This window comes from Streptomyces sp. NPDC002130, assembly GCF_040296465.1.
GTDB lineage: Bacteria > Actinomycetota > Actinomycetes > Streptomycetales > Streptomycetaceae > Streptomyces.
Genome location: NZ_JBEOXI010000169.1, coordinates 1 through 18334 on the forward strand (window position 1 = coordinate 1; position 18334 = coordinate 18334).

At 71.7% G+C, this 18334-nt stretch carries 17 protein-coding genes; 10 read left to right on the forward strand and 7 right to left on the reverse strand.

Annotated features, from left to right (window positions below):
* The first annotated feature begins 155 nt into the window (after window positions 1-155).
* A complete protein-coding gene (locus ABT116_RS27800) occupies window positions 156-470 on the forward strand; it encodes a putative quinol monooxygenase (protein WP_351639314.1) in 315 nt (104 codons plus the stop codon).
* Here ABT116_RS27800 and ABT116_RS27805 read toward each other — a convergent pair.
* Genes ABT116_RS27805 through ABT116_RS27820 form a run of 4 tightly spaced genes read right to left on the reverse strand, consistent with a single transcriptional unit; the run spans window position 453 to window position 3442 of the window.
* The gene (locus tag ABT116_RS27805; RefSeq protein ID WP_351639316.1) at window positions 453-1493 is read right to left on the reverse strand and encodes an NADP-dependent oxidoreductase; all 1041 of its coding nucleotides are present in this window, start codon (window positions 1491-1493) and stop codon (window positions 453-455) included. The genes ABT116_RS27800 and ABT116_RS27805 overlap by 18 nt on opposite strands.
* A 4-nt stretch (window positions 1494-1497) precedes the next feature.
* A complete protein-coding gene (locus tag ABT116_RS27810) occupies window positions 1498-1713 on the reverse strand; it encodes a transposase (RefSeq protein ID WP_351639319.1) in 216 nt (71 codons plus the stop codon).
* Between the two features lie 8 nt (window positions 1714-1721).
* Window positions 1722-2048 carry a 2Fe-2S iron-sulfur cluster-binding protein gene (locus tag ABT116_RS27815; protein ID WP_351639322.1) on the reverse strand — a complete coding sequence of 109 codons (327 nt, stop codon included), beginning with the start codon at window positions 2046-2048 and terminating at the stop codon, window positions 1722-1724.
* Window positions 2033-3442: an aromatic ring-hydroxylating oxygenase subunit alpha gene (locus tag ABT116_RS27820; RefSeq protein ID WP_351639324.1), complete on the reverse strand. Its 1410-nt coding sequence runs from the start codon at window positions 3440-3442 to the stop codon at window positions 2033-2035. Before ABT116_RS27820 ends, ABT116_RS27815 begins: the two co-directional genes overlap by 16 nt.
* Before the next feature lie 301 nt (window positions 3443-3743).
* On the opposite strand from ABT116_RS27820, the gene ABT116_RS27825 reads away from it, so the two are divergent.
* Genes ABT116_RS27825 through ABT116_RS27840 form a run of 4 tightly spaced genes read left to right on the forward strand, consistent with a single transcriptional unit; the run spans window position 3744 to window position 8562 of the window.
* Window positions 3744-4886, forward strand: a complete 1143-nt coding sequence (locus ABT116_RS27825) for a sugar ABC transporter substrate-binding protein (protein WP_351639327.1) — start codon at window positions 3744-3746, stop codon at window positions 4884-4886.
* A gap of 26 nt (window positions 4887-4912) precedes the next feature.
* Window positions 4913-6394: a sugar ABC transporter ATP-binding protein gene (locus ABT116_RS27830; RefSeq protein ID WP_351639329.1), complete on the forward strand. Its 1482-nt coding sequence runs from the start codon at window positions 4913-4915 to the stop codon at window positions 6392-6394.
* A 27-nt stretch (window positions 6395-6421) separates the two neighbouring features.
* Window positions 6422-7516, forward strand: a complete 1095-nt coding sequence (locus tag ABT116_RS27835; RefSeq protein ID WP_351639331.1) for an ABC transporter permease — start codon at window positions 6422-6424, stop codon at window positions 7514-7516.
* A gap of 2 nt (window positions 7517-7518) precedes the next feature.
* Entirely contained in the window at window positions 7519-8562 is a 1044-nt protein-coding gene (locus ABT116_RS27840; RefSeq protein WP_351639334.1) for an NAD(P)-dependent alcohol dehydrogenase, read from the forward strand.
* Between the two features lie 39 nt (window positions 8563-8601).
* On the opposite strand, the gene ABT116_RS27845 is transcribed toward ABT116_RS27840, so the two are convergent.
* Genes ABT116_RS27845 through ABT116_RS27855 form a run of 3 tightly spaced genes read right to left on the reverse strand, consistent with a single transcriptional unit; the run spans window position 8602 to window position 11450 of the window.
* A complete protein-coding gene (locus tag ABT116_RS27845) occupies window positions 8602-9399 on the reverse strand; it encodes a ThuA domain-containing protein (protein ID WP_351639336.1) in 798 nt (265 codons plus the stop codon).
* A gap of 3 nt (window positions 9400-9402) precedes the next feature.
* Window positions 9403-10167, reverse strand: coding sequence for an SDR family NAD(P)-dependent oxidoreductase (locus tag ABT116_RS27850; protein ID WP_351639338.1), 765 nt, complete (start codon window positions 10165-10167; stop codon window positions 9403-9405).
* A gap of 41 nt (window positions 10168-10208) precedes the next feature.
* Window positions 10209-11450: an acyl-CoA dehydrogenase family protein gene (locus ABT116_RS27855; RefSeq protein ID WP_351639341.1), complete on the reverse strand. Its 1242-nt coding sequence runs from the start codon at window positions 11448-11450 to the stop codon at window positions 10209-10211.
* Between the two features lie 194 nt (window positions 11451-11644).
* On the opposite strand from ABT116_RS27855, the gene ABT116_RS27860 reads away from it, so the two are divergent.
* From ABT116_RS27860 to ABT116_RS27880, 5 genes are all read left to right on the forward strand, one after another.
* A complete protein-coding gene (locus ABT116_RS27860) occupies window positions 11645-13183 on the forward strand; it encodes an AMP-binding protein (RefSeq protein ID WP_351639343.1) in 1539 nt (512 codons plus the stop codon).
* A gap of 28 nt (window positions 13184-13211) precedes the next feature.
* The gene (locus tag ABT116_RS27865) at window positions 13212-13817 is read left to right on the forward strand and encodes a histidine phosphatase family protein (RefSeq protein ID WP_351639345.1); all 606 of its coding nucleotides are present in this window, start codon (window positions 13212-13214) and stop codon (window positions 13815-13817) included.
* 30 nt (window positions 13818-13847) lie between these two features.
* Window positions 13848-15038, forward strand: a complete 1191-nt coding sequence (locus tag ABT116_RS27870; protein WP_351639348.1) for an acetyl-CoA C-acyltransferase — start codon at window positions 13848-13850, stop codon at window positions 15036-15038.
* Between the two features lie 19 nt (window positions 15039-15057).
* A complete protein-coding gene (locus tag ABT116_RS27875; RefSeq protein WP_351639350.1) occupies window positions 15058-16032 on the forward strand; it encodes a PDR/VanB family oxidoreductase in 975 nt (324 codons plus the stop codon).
* 104 nt (window positions 16033-16136) lie between these two features.
* The coding region (locus ABT116_RS27880) for a methylmalonyl-CoA mutase family protein (protein ID WP_351639352.1) at window positions 16137-18334 on the forward strand (2198 nt) is incomplete at its 3' end.

The window sequence follows — 18334 nt, forward strand, 5'->3', positions numbered from 1 at the left end:
TGTCGTTTGGTATGCCATCCCCCTGCCCCGCCGGCGCGCGCCTTCCCCGCCCCCCGGGGCCGCCCCCGGACCTTCGGCCCCCCCCGCGGGCGCCCCCCCCGCGCGGCGGGGGGGCGCCGCCCCCCCCACGGCCATGACCTCGAAGGGAACACGCCATGACATGGGAAATCATCGTCGCCGGCTGGATGGACTACGAGCCCGGCGATCGCGACAGCGTGCTGGAACAGCTGGTCGTGCTGGGGGCCCGGACCCGTGAGGAGGAGCCCGGCTGCCTGGACTACGCGATGACCGCGGACCCGGGCGACGTTCGGCGTATCCGTGTGTACGAGCGGTGGGCCTCGCAGCGAGCCCTCGACGAGCATTTCGCCACGCCGCACATCAAGGAGTTCCGGGCGGCCGTGGCCGGGCTGACGCGGGTCGGGGTCTCCTTGCGGGCCCACACCGTGGCCTCGTCACGAGCCATGCGCTGACTCTCCCAGCCGGACCAGCATCTTGCCGACGTTGCCGCCGCCCAGCAGGGACAGCAGCGCCCCCGCGGCGTTCTCCAGGCCGTCCGCCACCGTCTCGCGTGCGGTGATCCGGCCCTCGGCGAGCCAGCCCGCGACCCGCTGTTCGAACTCGGGCCGCAGGTCCTCGTGGTCGCGGACGATGAATCCGCACAACGTCAGTCGCTTGAGGACCGCCTGGATCAACTGGTTGATGTCCGCGGTTCGCCGGTCGCCGCCGAACTGCGACATCATGCCGCACAGGGCGACCCGGCCACCGGTGCGCAGGGCGTGCAGCGCGGCGGCGAGCTGTTCACCGCCGACGTTGTCGAAGTACACGTCGATGCCGTCGGGCGCCAGTCGCGCCAGCGCGTCGCGTACCGGTTCGGCACGGTAGTCCGCGGCGGCGTCGTAGCCGAACTCCTCCACCAGCAGGGCGCACTTGTCCGGCCCCCCGGCGGTGCCGATGACACGGTCGGCGCCCAGCAGACGGGCGAACTGGCCGGCGGCGGTGCCGACGGCGCCGGCCGCCGCCGACACGAGGACGGTGTCGCCCGGCCGCAGGCGGGCGACACGGGTCAGGCCGACGTACGCGGTGAACCCGGTCTGGCCGAGCAGCCCCAGCCAGGTGGGCAGCGGCGCGAGTTCCGGGTCGATGCGGCCGGCGCCGTCGACGGCACCCGCGTCGAGCACCGCCCGCTCCCGCCAGCCGAGCTGATGACGTACGTACGCGCCCGGCGGCACCGAGGCGCAGCGGCTCTCCTCCACGACGCCCAGAGCGCGGCCGTCGAGCGGCGAGCCCGGGGTGAAGTTGTGCGTGTAGTGCTTCTCGGTGCTCTCCAGGCGCCCGCGCATGGACGGGTCGACGCTCATGTACAGGTTGCGGACGAGCAGTTGCCCCTCCCCCAGGGGCGGCAGCGGGCGTTCCTCGACGGCGAAGTCGCCGGGGAGCGGTTCTCCGTCGGGTCGGCGCACCAGACAGACCACCCGGGTGGTGCGGGGCGTCACGGGGTCACTGCTCCGGCTGGCGGGGGGTGCGCCGCTGGGCGAGGCGGCCGACCCAGCCGGCCATCTGGAGGTCTGCGTGGCGCAGTTCGCCCGACTGCCACCGGGCCTGGAAGTCGAAGACGCCCCGCGCCCCTGTCCTGGGGTCGGTCACCTCGACCAGTCCGTCCTCGGTGAGCCGGTACACATGCCCGGTCAGGGGGTGGGTCACTTGCTGGGACATGGGGGGCCTCACTCCTGCACTCGGCGGCGCACGCCGCGCTTGGTCACGGTCACGGGGCCCTCGACCCGGAGCCGGCAGGCGAGCCGGGTCAGGCCGTCCACCGGTCTGCGCAGGGACTCGATGCCCTCGCGCTCCAGCGAGCCCACGGGGGAACAGTTCTCGGCGCCCTCCTCGACCCGGACGAAGCAGGTACGGCAGGTTCCCTTGCCGCCGCAGATGGTGGGCCAGCGGTAGCCGAGGCGCTGTGCGGCGGTGAACAGGTCCTCGCCGTCGAGGACGTCGAGCTCGACGCCCAGGGGTCTGACCGCCACGCGGTGGGTCACTTGTTCATCCACTGGTCGAGCGTCCGGTTGAAGTGGCGGATGCGGCTCTCCTGGTAGTTGGCGAGCGTGATGCCCGGCTTGCGCATCGCCTTCAGGCCCTGCTGGACGTAGGGCAGGTTCTCGCAGTCCTGGTCGAAGACGGGGCCCAGGACACCGAGTTCGGGGATGTCGGCGAAGAGCATGTCCTCGGGCACCCAGCGGATCTTCACCGGGGGCGGCGTCTCGCCGGGCTTCTTCGGGGACGACATGAAGATGATCTCGGCGGTGCAGGAGTCGGGGTCGAGGCCGTTGGGCCGGAACCGGTAGATGATGTTCGACTTGGCGCCGCCCCAGGGGTTGAAATTGGGGAACAGCAAGTAGTTGATGGCGTCCAGCAGTTCGGTGTCGGGGGTCTGTGAGAAGTCCTGGTGCGAGGTGGCCGCCAGCTGCTCGCGCATCCTCGCGGCGAGGACCTGGCGGGCGGTGCCGCCGGGCGGGATCGCCGGCAACGCGTCGCCCTCCGGTATCACCAGGTCACGGCCCTGGGCGGCGGCGTAGAACGAACGCGAGTCGTAGAAGGTCTCCAGGACGTCCTCCTCCGTCACGGAGTCCGCGACGTGCGGGCTGGGCGCACCCTGGATGTTGATCATCCGGTTCCAGTTCGGCTGGTCCGCCATGACGTCGTACTGCGAGTTGGCGTCGGCGAGCCACGGCAGCATCTGCGGGTGCGTGGCGATCACATGGAAGGACTCGATGAACGCGTCCTGTGCGATCTTCCAGTTGCAGGGCAGCACCTTGCCGATGTGCAGCGACTTGTAACGGGTCTCCAGCGGCCAGATGTAGTACTCGTCGAAGGTGCCGCGATAGCTGTCGAAGGACTCGGCGTAGGGGTCCATGTTGATGAAGACGAAGCCGCGCCAGGTGGCCACCTGAGCCTCGGGGAGGGCGAACTTCTCCGGGGTGATGTGCGGGAAGTCCCATGCGCAGGGCGGAGTCTGCATCGTGCCGTCGAGGTTCCAGGCGAAGCCGTGGAACGAGCAGCGGAACTCGCTGACGTTGCCCCCGCCGGTGCGCAGCTTGCGCCCGCGGTGGAGGCAGACGTTGACGAAGGCACGGATTTCGTCGGGAGCCGTGCGGACGACGATGAGGGAGTCGTCGCCGATCTCGTAGACCTCGTGGTCGCCGGTCTCGGGAATCTCGCTCTCCAGGCAGGCGAACTGCCAGACGCGCCGCCAGACCTGCCGCATCTCGCGTTCGGCCCACTCCCGGGAGGTGAAGCGGGCGGTGTCGATGTCCTCGCTGCCGAGGTAGTCGTTGCGCTCGTACCTCAGGGCGGGGGGAACGGGGCGGCTGTCCTGGTCGAGGTAGTCCTGGACGCTGGGCCCGGGGCACCGGGCCGTGGCCGGCTCCGACGATTCATCCATCATCTCTCCTCCGGCAGAAACTTTAGAGTAAGTGTAGTTACCGGCTGCGGCCGGGAGCAACACTCGCGCCGGTGGACGATCTCCACACCCTTCGAGGTCATCGCAATTTGCTCCTCATTTCCGGAATTCTTGCGGCGCCCCTCTCCCCAAGCCCGCCGGGGCATGTCACACTCCGACCCACTTGAGGCTGTAGTGCCTCAAAAGTTTCTACGAATCGATCCGCCTGCCGGAGCCGACCGCCGCGGACGCGGAAAGCGACGCGAGTCGTGGCAGCGCAGGCGTCACACCACGGGAGTACTCAACGATGAGTTCCAGACCCCGTCGCGCGGTCCGCCGCGCTCTGACCGCGATCCTTCCCGTCACCGCGCTGCTCGCCCTGGGGGCATGCGGCAGCGGCGCCACTCCGGCCGCCGACTCGACACAGGCGGGGGCGCCCGGCTCCCCCGGCCTGACGGCGGCCCGCGCGGCCCTGGCGAAGTACTCCGAGCGTCCGGCCACGATCTCCGTCACCGAGCCCGTGGGCAAGGCGATTCCCAAGGGCAAGAGGATCGACTTCATCCTCTGCGGCGTCCAGTCCTGCAAGGACCTCGCCGACTTCTTCTCCGAGGCCGCGAAGGAACTCGGCTGGCAGGTGAAGCAGATCGCCACCCAGGGCACCCCGGAGTCCGTCCAGGCCGCCTACGAGCAGGCCGTACGCGACAAGCCGGACGCCGTCGTCGCCTCCGGTTTCCCCCGCGCCGTCTACGCGAAACAGCTGGCGCAGCTGAAGGCGGCCGGCATCCCCGTCATCCAGTCGAACGCCGACGACGTGACCGGCGACGGTGTTTCCCTGCTGAAGAACGGACCGAAGGACGTCGCCATCCAGGGCGAAATGCTCGCCTCGTGGGTGGTGTCGAACAGCGGCGCCAAGGCGAACACCGTCTACTTCGATCTGCCGGCCTACACGATCCTCAAGCCCGTCAAGGACTCCTTCGCTGCCAAGTACCAGGGATGGTGCACCGGTTGCGCGCTGGACAACGTCGACGTGCCGATCACCGCGGTGGGCAAGGACATGCCGGACCGCGTGGTGTCGTACCTCCGGTCGCACCCGAAGGTGACCCATGTCGTCTTCTCCCTGGGCCTGCTCAACGTGGGCGTGCCGGCCGCGCTGAAGACCGCCGGCATCACCGGCAAGCACATCGTCGTCAACGTCGGTGACGCGCAGAACTACCAGTACATCCAGAGCGGTCTCACCGACGGCGCGATGGCGCTGAACTCGCACGAGACGGCCTGGCTGCAGGCCGACGCGCTGGCCCGGCACTTCACCGGCCAGTCCATGGCCGTGGGCCAGAAGGCGGCACTGCCCAACATGCTCGTCACCAAGGACAACCTGCCCTCGGCGGACGGTGACTTCCCGATCGTCGAGGACTACCGGAAGCAGTTCAAGGCGCTGTGGGGGCTGAGTTGAGCGGGCCGGTGCTGCGGGTTGCCGCCTTGTCGAAGAGATTCGGCGGCACCCAGGCACTCCAGGATGTCGGTCTGGAGGTCTCGCCGGGCGAGATCCACGCCCTGATCGGGCCCAACGGCTCCGGCAAGTCCACCCTGATCAAGATCCTCGCCGGCTATCACCACGCCGAGCCCGGTGCGGTGGCCGAACTCGACGGCGAGCCCTTCGACCTCGGCCAGGTCACGGCTTCCCGCCACGACCGGCTCCGCTTCGTCCACCAGGAGCTGGGGCTTGTGGGTGAGCTGAGCGCCATCGACAACCTCGCGCTCAGCCATGGCTTCGCCCGCACGGCCCTCGGCAACATCCGCTGGCCGGAGATGGAGCGGCGGACGAGCGCCCTGGTCGAACGGTTCGGCCTCGGCATCGACGTACGCCGGCCCCTGGCGACGGTGACCCCCGTGCAGCGCACGGTGGTGGCCATCGCCGCGGCACTGCAGGGCTGGGAGGGCCGCCGCGGGGTCCTGGTGCTCGACGAGCCCACCGCCGTACTCCCACCCGGTGAGGTGGCCCGCCTCTTCGACATCGTGCGGGAGGTCCGCGACGCCGGCGCCGGCGTCCTGTACGTCTCGCACCGGATGGACGAGATCTTCGCGCTCGCCGACCGGGTCACCGTGATCCGCGGCGGACGCCGGATCGCCACCCGCCCGGTCGCCGAGCTCACTCCGCGCACGCTGGCGGAGCTGATGGCGGGCGAGGAGATGGAGACCGGCCACCGCCCGGCGCCCCCGTCCGCCCTCACCGGCCCGGTGCTGGAGGTCCGTGGGCTGTCGGCCGGGCCCCTGCGGGGAGTCGGCTTCGACCTGGCCGGAGGAGAGCGCCTGGGCATCACCGGTCTCGTCGGCTCCGGCCACGAGACCGTGCCGTACGCGGTGTGCGGGGCCCATGCCGGGCGGGTCAGCGGCAGGCTGCGGCTGCCTGAACGCTCCGAACGGTGGACCCGGGCCCGTGACGCCGGCGACCTCGGCCTCCCCCTGGTCCCGGCGGACCGGTCGGGCGAGGGAGTGATCGGAGACTTCTCGGTCGGCGAGAACCTCACCCTGCCGCTCCTGGACCGGCTGCGCTCCCGCTCCGGGCGGCTGCGCCGACGCCGCGAGTCCGCCCTGGCGGAGGACTGGATCCGGCGGGTCGGGGTGCGGACAGCGGGGCGCGGAGCCAGGATCACCACGTTGAGCGGCGGCAACCAGCAGAAGGTCGTCATGGCCCGCTGCCTGGCACAGCGCCCGCCGGTGCTGGCGCTGTGCGAACCCACGGCGGGCGTGGACATCGCGACCCGCCTCCAGCTGTACGACCTGATAGAGCGTCAGGCCGCCGAGGGCATGGGCGTCATCGTGTCCTCCTCCGACACCCAGGACCTGCTCGCGCTGTGTACCCGCGTCCTGGTGGTGCGAGACGGCCGTGTCGTACGGGAGATCAGCGGCCGGGACATCACCGAGCCGGCGCTCGTGCACGCCATGGAAGGAACCGAGTGACATGAGCCCTGGAAGGAACCGAGTGACATGACGTCCACCCCGACCCGGGCGGCGGGGCTCCCGCCGTCCGCACCGGAGAGATCCGCGGTGTCCGTCCCGGGGACAACGGCTGGACGGGCGGCGGCCGCCCTGTCGTTCCGGAACATCGGCGCCGTGTACGTGTGGCTGGTCATCGCCGTGCTCTTCAGCGTCTGGGCGCCGGACACGTTCCCCACGACGACGACGGTCAAGCAGGTGCTGAACGGCAACGCCGTGGCAGGCCTGGTCGCACTCAGCGTCGTACCACCGCTGGCCGCCCGCGTCTTCGACCTCTCCATCGCCTTCACCATGTCGCTGACCAGCGTGCTGACCGCCCACTTCATGGTCTCCGCCGGGCTCGGACCCGGCACGGCCATCGTCCTGGCGATGACCGCCGCGCTGCTGGTCGGGGTCGTCAACGGCATCGTGGTGGTGGTCCTGCGCGTCGATTCGTTCATCGCCACCCTGGCCACCGGCGCGCTGATCCAGTCGCTGATCACCATGGTCACCAATGACAGCTCGATCACCGGTGTGCGGCTGCTCGCCGAGCCGTTCGCGAGCATCGCCCAGCTGGACGCCGGCGGCATCACCCTGCCGGTGCTGTATCTGCTGCTCGCCGCCCTCGCCATCTGGTTCCTGCTGGAACACACCGCCACCGGACGCCGGTTGTACGCGACCGGATTCAACGCCGACGCGGCCCGGCTGCAAGGGGTGCGCACCGACCGGCTGCGCTTTCTGACCCTGGTCGCCTCCGCGCTGCTGTCCGGTTTCGCCGGCGTCGTCTTCACGGCCTCGGTCGGCTCCGGATCGCCGACCGCGGGCACCCCGTACCTGCTGTCGGCCTACGCCGCCGCCTTCGTCGGGGCGACCCAGCTGCGCGCGGGCCGTTTCAACGCCTGGGGGACGGTCCTCGCAGTCCTCCTGCTCGGCACCGGCATCACCGGACTCGGGCTCGCCACCAGCGCGCAGTGGGCCGCGAGCCTGTTCACCGGTTCGGTCCTCATCGTGGCGCTGGTGCTCACGGGTGACCGGATCGCCCTGCCCGCCGCGCTGCGCCGCCGGGCGAAAACCCTGCCGGAGCCGGCCACCAGCAAGGAGATCTGATCATGAAGGCACTTCAGTACCGGCGGGTGGGGCACGCCCCCGAGGTCGTGGACGTCCCGAAACCCGAACCCGGCCCGGGCCAGGTGCTGGTGAAGGTGACGGCGGCGGGGCTCTGCCACTCCGATCTGGCCGTGATGGGCTGGCCGGAGGAGCAGTTTCCCTACGCGTTGCCGATGACACTCGGTCACGAGGGCGTCGGCACGGTCGCGGCGCTGGGGGCCGGTGCCACCGGCGTGTCGGAGGGCGAGGCGGTGGCGGTGTACGGCCCGTGGGGCTGCGGGGGCTGTCACCAGTGCGCCGAGGGCAAGGAGAACTGCTGTCCGCACGCCTCCGGGCTCGGCATCCTGCCGCCGGGGCTGGGCTCACCCGGTGCCCTGGCGGAGTACGTGCTGGTGGACTCGCCCCGGCATCTGGTGCCGCTGAACGGACTCGACCCCCTTCAGGCGGCGCCCCTCACGGACGCGGGGCTGACCCCGTATCACGCGATCCGCAGATCGCTGCCGAAGCTGCTGCCCGGCAGCACGGCGGTGGTGATCGGCGTCGGCGGCCTGGGGCACCTCGCCGTGCAGCTGCTGCGCGCGCTGTCCCCGGCCCGGGTCGTCGCCCTTGACGTGGGCAAGGAGAAGCTGGAGCTGGCGGCCGAGGTGGGCGCGCACGAGACGCTGCTCTCCGACGGCGAGGCGGCGGCACGGATCCGGGAACTCACCGGCGGTACGGGCGCGGATGTCGTCCTGGACTTCGTCGGTGCCGAGACGACCCTGGCGGTGGCCGCCGCTTCGGTGGCGGTGGCGGGCGATGTCACCGTCGTCGGCCTCGGCGGGGGCACGCTGGCCGTCGGCTTCGGGGGCGGTCTGCCGTTCGAGGTGTCGGCCTCCTTCCCCTACTGGGGCAGCCGGACGGAGCTCATGGAGGTCCTCGAACTGGCGCGGCAGGGTCACGTGTCCTCGCACGTCGAGATCTTCACGCTGGAACAGGCGCCCGAGGCGTACGAGCGTCTGCACGCGGGGGAGATCAACGGCCGTGCGGTGGTGCTGCCGCACGCCTGAGCAGCGACCCCTGGGGAGGGGCCGGCGCCCGAGCTCCGCTCAGGTGCCGGCCTGTTCCTGCGCCGGGCCGCGCACACCGACCACTCGCTCCACACAGCGCCGGAGCACCGTCAGGAACTCCGGTGTCCGCCAGGGCCCCTCATCCACGCGCCCGGTGTCGTCCACGCCGAGGTCCTGCATGTCGTAGCGGCCCCGGCAGTGGCCGAGGGTGAAGTAGCAGACCTCGCCGAGGCCGTGCCGCTTGAGGTACAGCACCGGTCGGGGCGCGTCGTCGAGGGCCGCCGTGTCGCCCTCGGCGAAACCTCGGCACGGCCCGGTGTACTCGGCGTGCAGCAGCACTTCCAGCTCGCCGTGCAGCTCGCACACGTACAGCTCGTCGGTGACCGTGAACGTTCCGATCCCGGCGACCAGCGGATGGCCGGGCCGGGTCACCAGCACCTCGTACGGCTCGATCGGCGGGTGGGCCAGGAACTGACTGCCGAGCACCCGGGCCAGTTCCCCGAGGAGCCGCGGGGTCGTGAACACCCGCGGGCCGCTGCCCGCCGGGGGCTCGATCACGGCGTTGGTGCCGTGCAGGGCGAGCCAGCGCCCGCCCCGCTCGACGAACCGTGCCAGCGCGGCCTGGTGCGCCGGGCCGGGCCGCACGTCGCAGGTGTAGGTGACCAGCAGGTCGGCCTTGTCCAGGTCGGCCACGCAGTCGTAGTCCTGGTACACCGTGGTGCGCACTCGGGGATGCTCACCGAGCAACTCCAGCAGCCGCAGCCGCGCGTGGTCGAAGTCGTGCCAGCGTCCGCCGCAGACCAGTACGGCGTCCAGGCGGCCGGCCGGGCCCGCCACGGCTCAGTACTGGACGCGGGTGAGCAGCCCGCCGTCCACCACGAGGTTGACCCCGACGCAGAAGGAGCCGGTCCGCCCGAGCAGGAACGCCACCGCCGCTGCCACGTCCTCGGCGGTGCCGTAGCGGCCGATCGGCAGCTTGGCGAGGACCTCCTCGTACACCTCCGGCCGGCTGGTGCGGATGGTCTCCCAGGCGCCGCCGGGGAAGTCGATCGGTCCGGGTGAGACGGTGTTGACGCGGATGCCCTTCGGCGCGAGGGAGTGCGCGAGGGCCGAGGCGTGCTGGACGACGGCCGCCTTGAGCGCGGAGTAGGAGTTCGCTCCGGCCGGGCGCGCGGTGTCGGAGGCGTTGGTGGTGCCGATGGCCACGACGGCGGCCCGGCCGGAGGCCTCCAGGTGGGGCAGGGCCGCCTCGACGAGTCCCGCGAACGGGATCAGGTCTCCGCGCAGGCTGGCCTCCCACGACTCGGGGCCCTTCACGTTGCCCACCGACACGTTGGACACCAGCAGGTCCAGGCCGCCGAGTTCACCGGCCGCCCGCTCCACGAATCCCGCGAGCGCGGCCGGGTCGGTGACGTCGACCGGCTCCGCGAACACCGTGGCCCCCTCGCCGCGCAGTTCGGCGGCGGCCTTGGCCAGTCCTTCCTCGCCCCGGGCGCACAGGGCCAGTGCGCAGCCCTCGGCCGCGAGTGTCGCGGCGATCGCCCGGCCGATGCCCCGGCTCGCGCCGGTCACCAGCGCCTTCGCGCCTGTCAGTCCCAGTTCCATGGATGTCACTCCTTTGTTATTGCCGAAACCGTCCCGGTGGCTCAGTTGCCGGGGAGCTGCGAGAACGGGGCCCGGTCCGCCCGAGGCTCCGGCGGCAGCTTCAGCACCCGTTCGCCGATCAGGTTGCGCTGGATCTGGTCGGTGCCTCCGGCCAGCCGGTAGCCCGGGGCGCCGAGCAGGTGCTGCGTCCAGGCGAAGGTGCCCGGTTCCCCGGTGTCGGCGCTGATGCGCGCCCCCATGAGCTCGGCGGCGACCTGTCCCGTGCGGGTGAGCAGGTCGGAGGCCATGAGCTTGGTCAGTGACGCCTCGGGACCGGGCCGGCCGCCGGCGGCGCTCGTCCTGGCGACGCGGTCCACGGTGGCCGCGCGCAGGGCGGCCCGTACGTACAGGTCGGCGAGACGCTGGCGGACCAGCGGGTCCGAGGTGCGGCCGAGGGAGCGGGCGAGCGCGAGAACGTCCGGGAAGGCGCCGCCCTTGCGGCGGCTGCCGCTGCCGGAGGCGGTGCGCTCGAAGGCGAGGGTGGTGGTGGCGACCTCCCAGCCCTGGCCCGGCCGCCCGACCCGGAGCCGGTCCGGGACGCGTACGCCGCTGAGGAACACCTCGTTGAAGGAGGCGCCGCCGCTCATCTGCCGGATGGGGCGCACCTCCACGCCCGGGGCGTCCATCGGGACCAGGAAGGCGGTGATGCCGGCCTGTTTGACGACGTCCGGGTCGGTGCGGGCGAGCAGCAGCCCGTAGTCGGCGAACTGGGCGCCCGAGGTCCACACCTTCTGACCGTCGATCACCCACTCGCCCCCGTCGGCCTGCCGGGCGCGGGTGCGCAGGGCGGCGAGGTCGGACCCGGCACCGGGCTCGCTGAAGAGCTGACAGGCCAGCAGGTCGGTGCGCAGGAACGCGCGTGCGTGGTAGTGGAGTTGCTCGGCCGTCCCGAACAGGGAGACGGCCATGGCGACCAGGCGCACGGTGACGCTGATCAGCTCGGTGGCGGGCGGCACCTCGAAGGCGGACTCCTCCTCGGCGAAGGCGGCCACGTGGGCGGCGGTCAGGCCCGCGCCGCCCTTGTCCGCGGGGAGGGTCAGCGCCTGGTAACCGGCGTCGAAGCGGGCCCGCTGGTAGGCGCGGCAGCGTTCCAGCAGCAGGCGTTCCTCGTCCTCGGGGAGGTTGTGGAACACGGCGAGATCGGCGGCCTCTCCGGCGGACTCCGGCGCCCGCGCCGGTTCGAGCACGGTGGCCAGCCACTGCCGTACCTGCGTGCGCCATGCGTCCGGGCCGGGCTGGGACATGGCTCCTCCTCGTGCACTTACCAGACGGGAGATTCAGTAACGGGGATGCGATGGGCATCTGGCCGACCACTGAAACATGCGGGAATGACTCCGCATGGGATGAGAGTGTTCCGTACTTTCTTGATAAACGCTACAGTCCCAGCATCTCCTCTCCCCTCGCATCGGGAGAGGCCCCAGGAGCCGCCGGAGGAGCCATGTCGCTGCTGCCACTCGACCGTCGCGCCCAGGAGACACCCGACGAGCCCGCACTGGCGGACGACCTGGGCGTGCTGTCCTGGTCCGGTCTCGCCGACCAGGTGGCGCGGGCGGCGGCACGGCTGCTGGAGCTCGCGCCCGGCCCCGGCGACCGGGTCGCCGTCCTCGGCGACAACGCCATCCCGACGCTGGTGGCCCATCTGGCCGGTCTGCGGGCCGGGGTCGGGACCGTGGCCACGTCCCGGAACCTCACGTCGGGCGAAGTCGTCGACCAGGTCATCGACGCGGGCGTGACCGCGATCATCGCCGGTCCCGCCGGGGCGGGTGCCGCCCTGGACGCGGCCCGGGAACTGGGCCTGCCGCTGGTGACGCACGGAACCCCGGCGATGGGGCACGCCTTCGACTGGGACCTGTGGCTGGCGGCCGCACCCGCCGGGTGCACCGCCGCGACGGACCGGCCCGCCCGGCCTCCCCTCGTCTACACCTCGGGGACCACCGGACGGGCGCGGGGCGCCGAGGTGCGGTGGGTGAGCGGCCCGGTCGCCGACAGCGCCGCCTACCTCGCCGCGATGTCCGCCCGGCCCGGATTCCCGCCGGGACCGCACCTGGTGTGCGGCCCGCTCCAGCACAACGCGCCGCTGACCTCGCTGCGGCACCTGGCGGCCGGTCAGCCGGTGGTGGTGCTCGGCAGATACGACGCGGAGACGTTCCTCAGCCGGGTGCAGAGATGGCGGGTCTCCTCGACGGTGATGGTGCCCACCCACTTCCAGCGACTGCTCGCCCTCCCGGAGGAGATCCGCGCCCGGTACGACGTCTCCAGCCTGCGGCAGGTCTCCCACACCGGCTCCGCGTGCCCGCCGGACGTGAAGCGCGCCATGATCGAGTGGTTCGGTCCGGTGCTGACCGAGTCGTACGGTGCCAGCGAAGCGGGGACCGTGGCCCGCATCAGCAGCACCGAGTGGCTGGCGCACCCGGGCTCGGTCGGGCGGGCCCGGCCCCCCTTCGAGGTCCTGGTCACCGATGACGACGGCCGGCGACTGCCGCCCGGCGAGCAGGGACTGCTGGCCTTCCGGGCACCGGAGGAGCAGGGCGTCCGCTACCACGCGGACCCGGACAAGACCAGGTCCGCCTACCTCTCCCCCGGCGTCTTCACGCTCGGCGACATCGGCTACGTCGACGCGGACGGCTACATCTTCATCACCGACCGGGCCGCGGACGTGGTGGTCTCGGGCGGCGTGAACCTGTACCCGGCCGAGAGCGAGGCGGTCCTGCGCCTGCACCCGGCGGTCGCCGAGGTCGCCGTCATCGGCGTGCCCGACCAGGACTTCGGCGAGTCACTGCATGCGCTGGTCGTGGTGGCGGCGGACGAGCCCCCGGCCGATGAGCTGGACCGGTTCTGCCGCGAGCGCCTCGCCGCGCCCAAGTGCCCCAAGTCGTACGAGTACGTCACCGAACTCCCGCGCAACGCCATGGGCAAGCTCGACAAGCGCGCGATGCGCCGCCCGTACTGGCGCTCCGAACGGACCATCGCCGGCTGAGCCGGGCTCACCACACCAAGGACCACCCATGACCGAACTCCTCCTCATCCGGCACGGCCTCCCCCTGGCGGGCGTGTTCGACCCGGAGCTGTCACCGGAGGGCGCCGCTCAGGCCGAGCGCCTCGCCGCCTGGCTCGTGCACGAGGACGTCGACGCCCTGTACGTAAGCCCGTACCGGCGTGCCCGCGAGACCGTGGCCCCTCTGGAACGGCTCACCGGCATGACCGCCACCGTCCTCGACGACCTGCGCGAGTGGGACACCGACGTGTCCCAGCCCTACACGCCGCCGGAGCAGATCGGCACGGACGATCCCCGGGCCGCGGCACTCGCCGAGGGACGCTACGAGGACTTCGTGCCGGAGCTGGACCGGCACGCCTTCCGGGCCCGTGCCGGGCGGGCCATGGACACCATCTTCGACGCCCATCCCGGCGGGCGGGTCGCGGTCGTGTGCCACGGCGGCATCACCAACACCTATCTGGCGACGGTGCTCGGCCTGCCCACGATGTTCTGGTTCCACCCCGACTACACGTCCGTCAGCCGGGTGCGGCGCATGCCCGGCGGCCGGGTCGTTGTGCACTCGGTGAACGAGACGGCCCACATGGTCGCCGAACGTGCCGTCGACGCGGTCGCCTGACCCCGTCCCACTCCCCAGGAGGTCCCGGCCATGCCCGGATCCGTCATCGTCGCCGGAGCAAGGACGCCCATCGGCAGGCTGGCGGGTGCCCTGAGCACCGTGTCCGCCGTCGACCTCGGCGCCCACGCCATCGGCGCGGCCCTGGCCGCCGTCCGTCTGGACCCGGCCGCTGTGGAAGCCGTCGTCATGGGTCATGTCGTGCAGGCCGGGGCCGGCCCCAACTCGGCACGGCAGGCCGCGATCGGCGCCGGCATTCCGTTCTCCGTCCCCGCGAGCACCGTCAACAAGCTCTGCCTGTCCGGCCTGCACGCCATCGCCCTGGCCGACCTCATGATCACCTCCGGCCGCCACGAGGTGGTCGTCGCCGGTGGCATGGAGTCCATGTCGGACGCCCCGCATCTGCTGCGCGGGGCCCGCACCGGCTGGAGGCACGGGTCGGCCGGGGCGGAGGACGCCTTGGACCGCGACGCCCTCGTCTGCGCCTTCGACGGCGTCTCCATGGGCGCGGCCACCGAGCGCTACCAGCGGCCGTTCGCCCTGACGCGGGAGGAACAGGACGAGTACAGCGCGCTGTCGCATCAACGGGCCGCCCGCGCCCAGGAGTCGGGTGCCTTCTCCGAGGAGATCGCCCCCGTCACCGTGGCGGGACGCCGGGGCGAGACGGTGGTGGACACCGACGAGGGCGTACGGCCGGGAAGCACCGCCGAGAGCCTGGGGCGCCTGAAGCCCGCCTTCTCCGCCGCGGGCACCATCACCGCCGGCAACTCCTCACAGCTCTCCGACGGCGCCGCGGCCGTCATCGTGATGAGCGCGCGGCGCGCCCGGTTCGAGGGCATGACACCGCTCGCCGAGATCGGCGCCTACGGGACGGCCGCGGGCCCCGACCCCTCGCTGCTCGTCCAGCCGTCCGGCGCGGTCCGCGACGCCCTGTCCCGGGACGGCCGGCTGAAGGCCTCCGACCTGGACCTGTTCGAGATCAACGAGGCGTTCGCCGGAGTGGCCCTGGCGTCGATACGGGAGCTCGAGATCCCTCTCGACAAGGTGAACGTCAACGGCGGAGCGATCGCGCTCGGGCACCCGGTCGGGATGACCGGAGCCCGGCTGGTGCTCACCCTCGCGGCGGAACTGCGGCGGCGCGGAGGCGGCAGCGGAGCGGCGGCCCTGTGCGGGGGCGGCGGCCAGGGTGACGCGCTGTTGCTGCATGTGCCGACCCAGGACTGAACCCCGGAGCCGAACCACCATGAACGAACCACTGCCCCCGGCCGGAACGACCCTTGTCGTGGCGAGGCGTACCCTCGCCGCAGACGGTGTCGTCTCCCTGACCCTGCGCCGCCCCGACGGCGGGATGCTCCCCGCGTGGACACCGGGCGCCCATATCGACGTCCTCCTGGGCAGCGGGGACGGCGACGGTGACCTGATCCGTCAGTACTCGCTGTGCGGAGACCCGGCCGACCGCGAGGCCTGGCAGATCGCCGTGCTGCGTGAGCCGCGGGGCCGCGGCGGCTCCGCGTACGTCCACGACCACCTGCGCGAAGGCGCCGCCGTGCGGGTCCGCGGACCGCGGAACAACTTCCCGCTGCGGCCCGCCGCACGCCATCTCTTCATCGCCGGCGGCGTCGGCATCACGCCCATCATTCCCATGGTCGAGGCCGCGGACGCCGCGGGGTGGGACTGGCGTCTGCTGTACGGCGGCCGCACCCGTACCTCCATGGCGTTCCTGGACCGCCTCGCCCCGTACGAGGGCCGGGTACTCGTCCGTCCGCAGGACGAGTTCGGCCTGCTGGACCTCGCCGCACACCTCGGCGTACCCGAGGAGGGCACGCTGGTGCACGCCTGCGGTCCCGAACCCCTGCTGCGGGCGGTGCAGGAGCAGTGCGCGGACTGGCCCCCGGGCACCCTGGGCGTCGAACGGTTCGCCCCGGCAGCGACGGCCCTGACCGGACCGGCCGCGGCCTTCGAGCTGGAGCTCGCCCGATCCGGGCTCACCCTGACCGTGCCGCCGGACCGCTCGGTTCTCGAAACCGTGGAGGAGGCCGGTGTCGCGGTCGAGTTCTCCTGCCGGGAGGGCACGTGCGGCACCTGCGAGACCGACGTACTCGACGGCGAGCCCGACCATCGCGACTCGCTGCTGACCGAGGACGAGCGGGCCGCCGGTGACACCATGCTCATCTGCGTCTCCCGCTCGTGCGGGCCTCGCCTCGTCCTCGATCTGTGACGGTGATCACCCATGTGTGACGGCGATCACCCTCCAGCAATTTACTAGGACGTCCTAGTATCTCTTCCGTCAGCAGTACCACCGCCCTGTCCGGGAAGGCCCCCATGAGTGCTCTGCACCGACCCGTGCATCCTGTCCGCCTGGTCACGGCTTCGGCTCTGTTCGACGGGCATGACGCGTCGATCAACATCATGCGGCGCATCTTCCAGTCCCAGGGCGCCGAGGTGATCCACCTCGGACACAACCGGTCGGTGCGGGAGGTCGTGGACGCCGCTCTGGAGGAGGACGCCCACGGAGTCGCCGTCTCGTCCTACCAGGGCGGGCACGTGGAGTACTTCGAGTACCTGGTCGAGTCGCTGCGGGCACGAGGAGCCGACCACATCCGTGTGGTGGGCGGCGGAGGCGGCGTCATCGTGCCCGAGGAGATCACCCGGCTGCGCGACAGCGGGGTGACCATCTTCTCACCCGAGGACGGACAGCGGATGGGCCTGGCCGGGATGGTCAACTCGGTGGTGAAGGACTGCGACTTCGACCTCTGGGACGGCAAGCCGGCCGACACGGCCGCCGTGCTGGCCGGCGACCGGTTCGCGATCGCCCGCGCCATCACCGGCGCCGAACTGGGCAAACTGCCCCCGGATCACATGGAGCAGCTGCGGGCCGCCGCCGCGGCCCGGGTCATGCCGGTGCTCGGCATCACCGGCACGGGCGGCTCGGGGAAGTCCTCGCTCACCGACGAACTGGTGCGCCGCTTCCGCGTCGACCAGCAGGACAAACTGCGGATCGCCGTGATCGCGGTCGACCCGACCCGCCGCCGCGGCGGCGGGGCACTGCTCGGTGACCGGATCCGCATGAACTCCCTCGACGGGAACCGGGTCTTCTTCCGCAGCCTGGCCACCCGTGGCAGTCGCGAGCTGCCCGAGCACCTGTCCGACGTGATCGACGTCGTCAAGGCCGCCGGGTTCGACCTGGTGATCGTGGAGACGCCGGGCATCGGCCAGGGCGACGCGGCGATCGTGCCGTTCGTCGACAGCTCGCTGTATGTGATGACACCGGAGTTCGGTGCCGCCTCGCAGCTGGAGAAGATCGACATGCTCGACTTCGCCGACGTGGTGGCGATCAACAAGTTCGAGCGGCGCGGCGCACAGGACGCGCTGCGCGACGTGGGCCGTCAACTGGTCCGCAACCGCGAGGCGTTCGGCATGCGGCCCGAGGACATGCCGGTCTACGGCACGTCGGCGGCGACGTTCAACGACGACGGTGTCACCGCCCTCTACCAGCACCTCAGGGCGGGCCTGGCCGAGAAGGGGCTGCCGCTGTCCGAGGGCGCGCTGGCACCCGTCGGGGTACGCCACTCCTCCGGCATCCGGCAGGTGGTCCCCGCAGGCCGGGTGCGCTACCTCGCCGAGATCACCGACACGGTCCGCACGTACCACGCCGAAACCGCGCGACTGGCCGAGGCGGCCAGGCGGGTGCAGCACCTGGCGGCGGTCAGGGACGAGCTCGTGGAGGCCGGCTCCGACGCGGCGAACGTGCAGTCGCTCCTCGATGACGCCCGGAAGCAACTCCCGCACCAGGTCACGGAGCAGATCGGGAACTGGCCCGCCGTCATCGCCTCCTATTCCGGCGACGAGCAGGTGGTGAAGGTCCGGGACAGGGAGATCCGCACCAAGCTGACCCGGGAGTCCCTGTCCGGCAACAAGGTCCCGCGCGTCGCCCTGCCCCGCTTCACCGAACACGGGGAGCTGGTGAGGTTCTGGCGGGGGGAGAATCTGCCCGGCCACTTCCCCTTCACAGCGGGGGTGTTCCCCTTCAAGCGCGACGGTGAGGACCCGGCGCGGATGTTCGCCGGCGAGGGCGATCCGTTCCGCACGAACCGGCGCTTCAAGCTGCTCTCCGAGGGCCAGCCGGCCACCCGCCTGTCCACCGCCTTCGACTCGGTCACGCTCTACGGCCGGGACCCGGACGAACGCCCCGACATCTACGGCAAGGTCGGCACGTCCGGGGTGTCGGTGGCCACGCTGGCGGACATGAAGGCGCTCTACGACGGCTTCGACCTGATAGCGCCCACGACCTCGGTCTCCATGACCATCAACGGACCGGCGCCGGCCATCCTGGCGTTCTTCCTCAACACCGTCATCGACCAGCAGATCGAAGGGTTCCGCGCCGCAGAGGGCCGCGACCCGTCGCCCGACGAGGCGGCCGACCTGCGGGCGCACGCGCTCGCGAGTGTGCGCGGCACCGTGCAGGCCCCGGGCGAGTACGAGGAGTTCGAGGAGTCCCTCGACGGCCAGTACACCGGCGT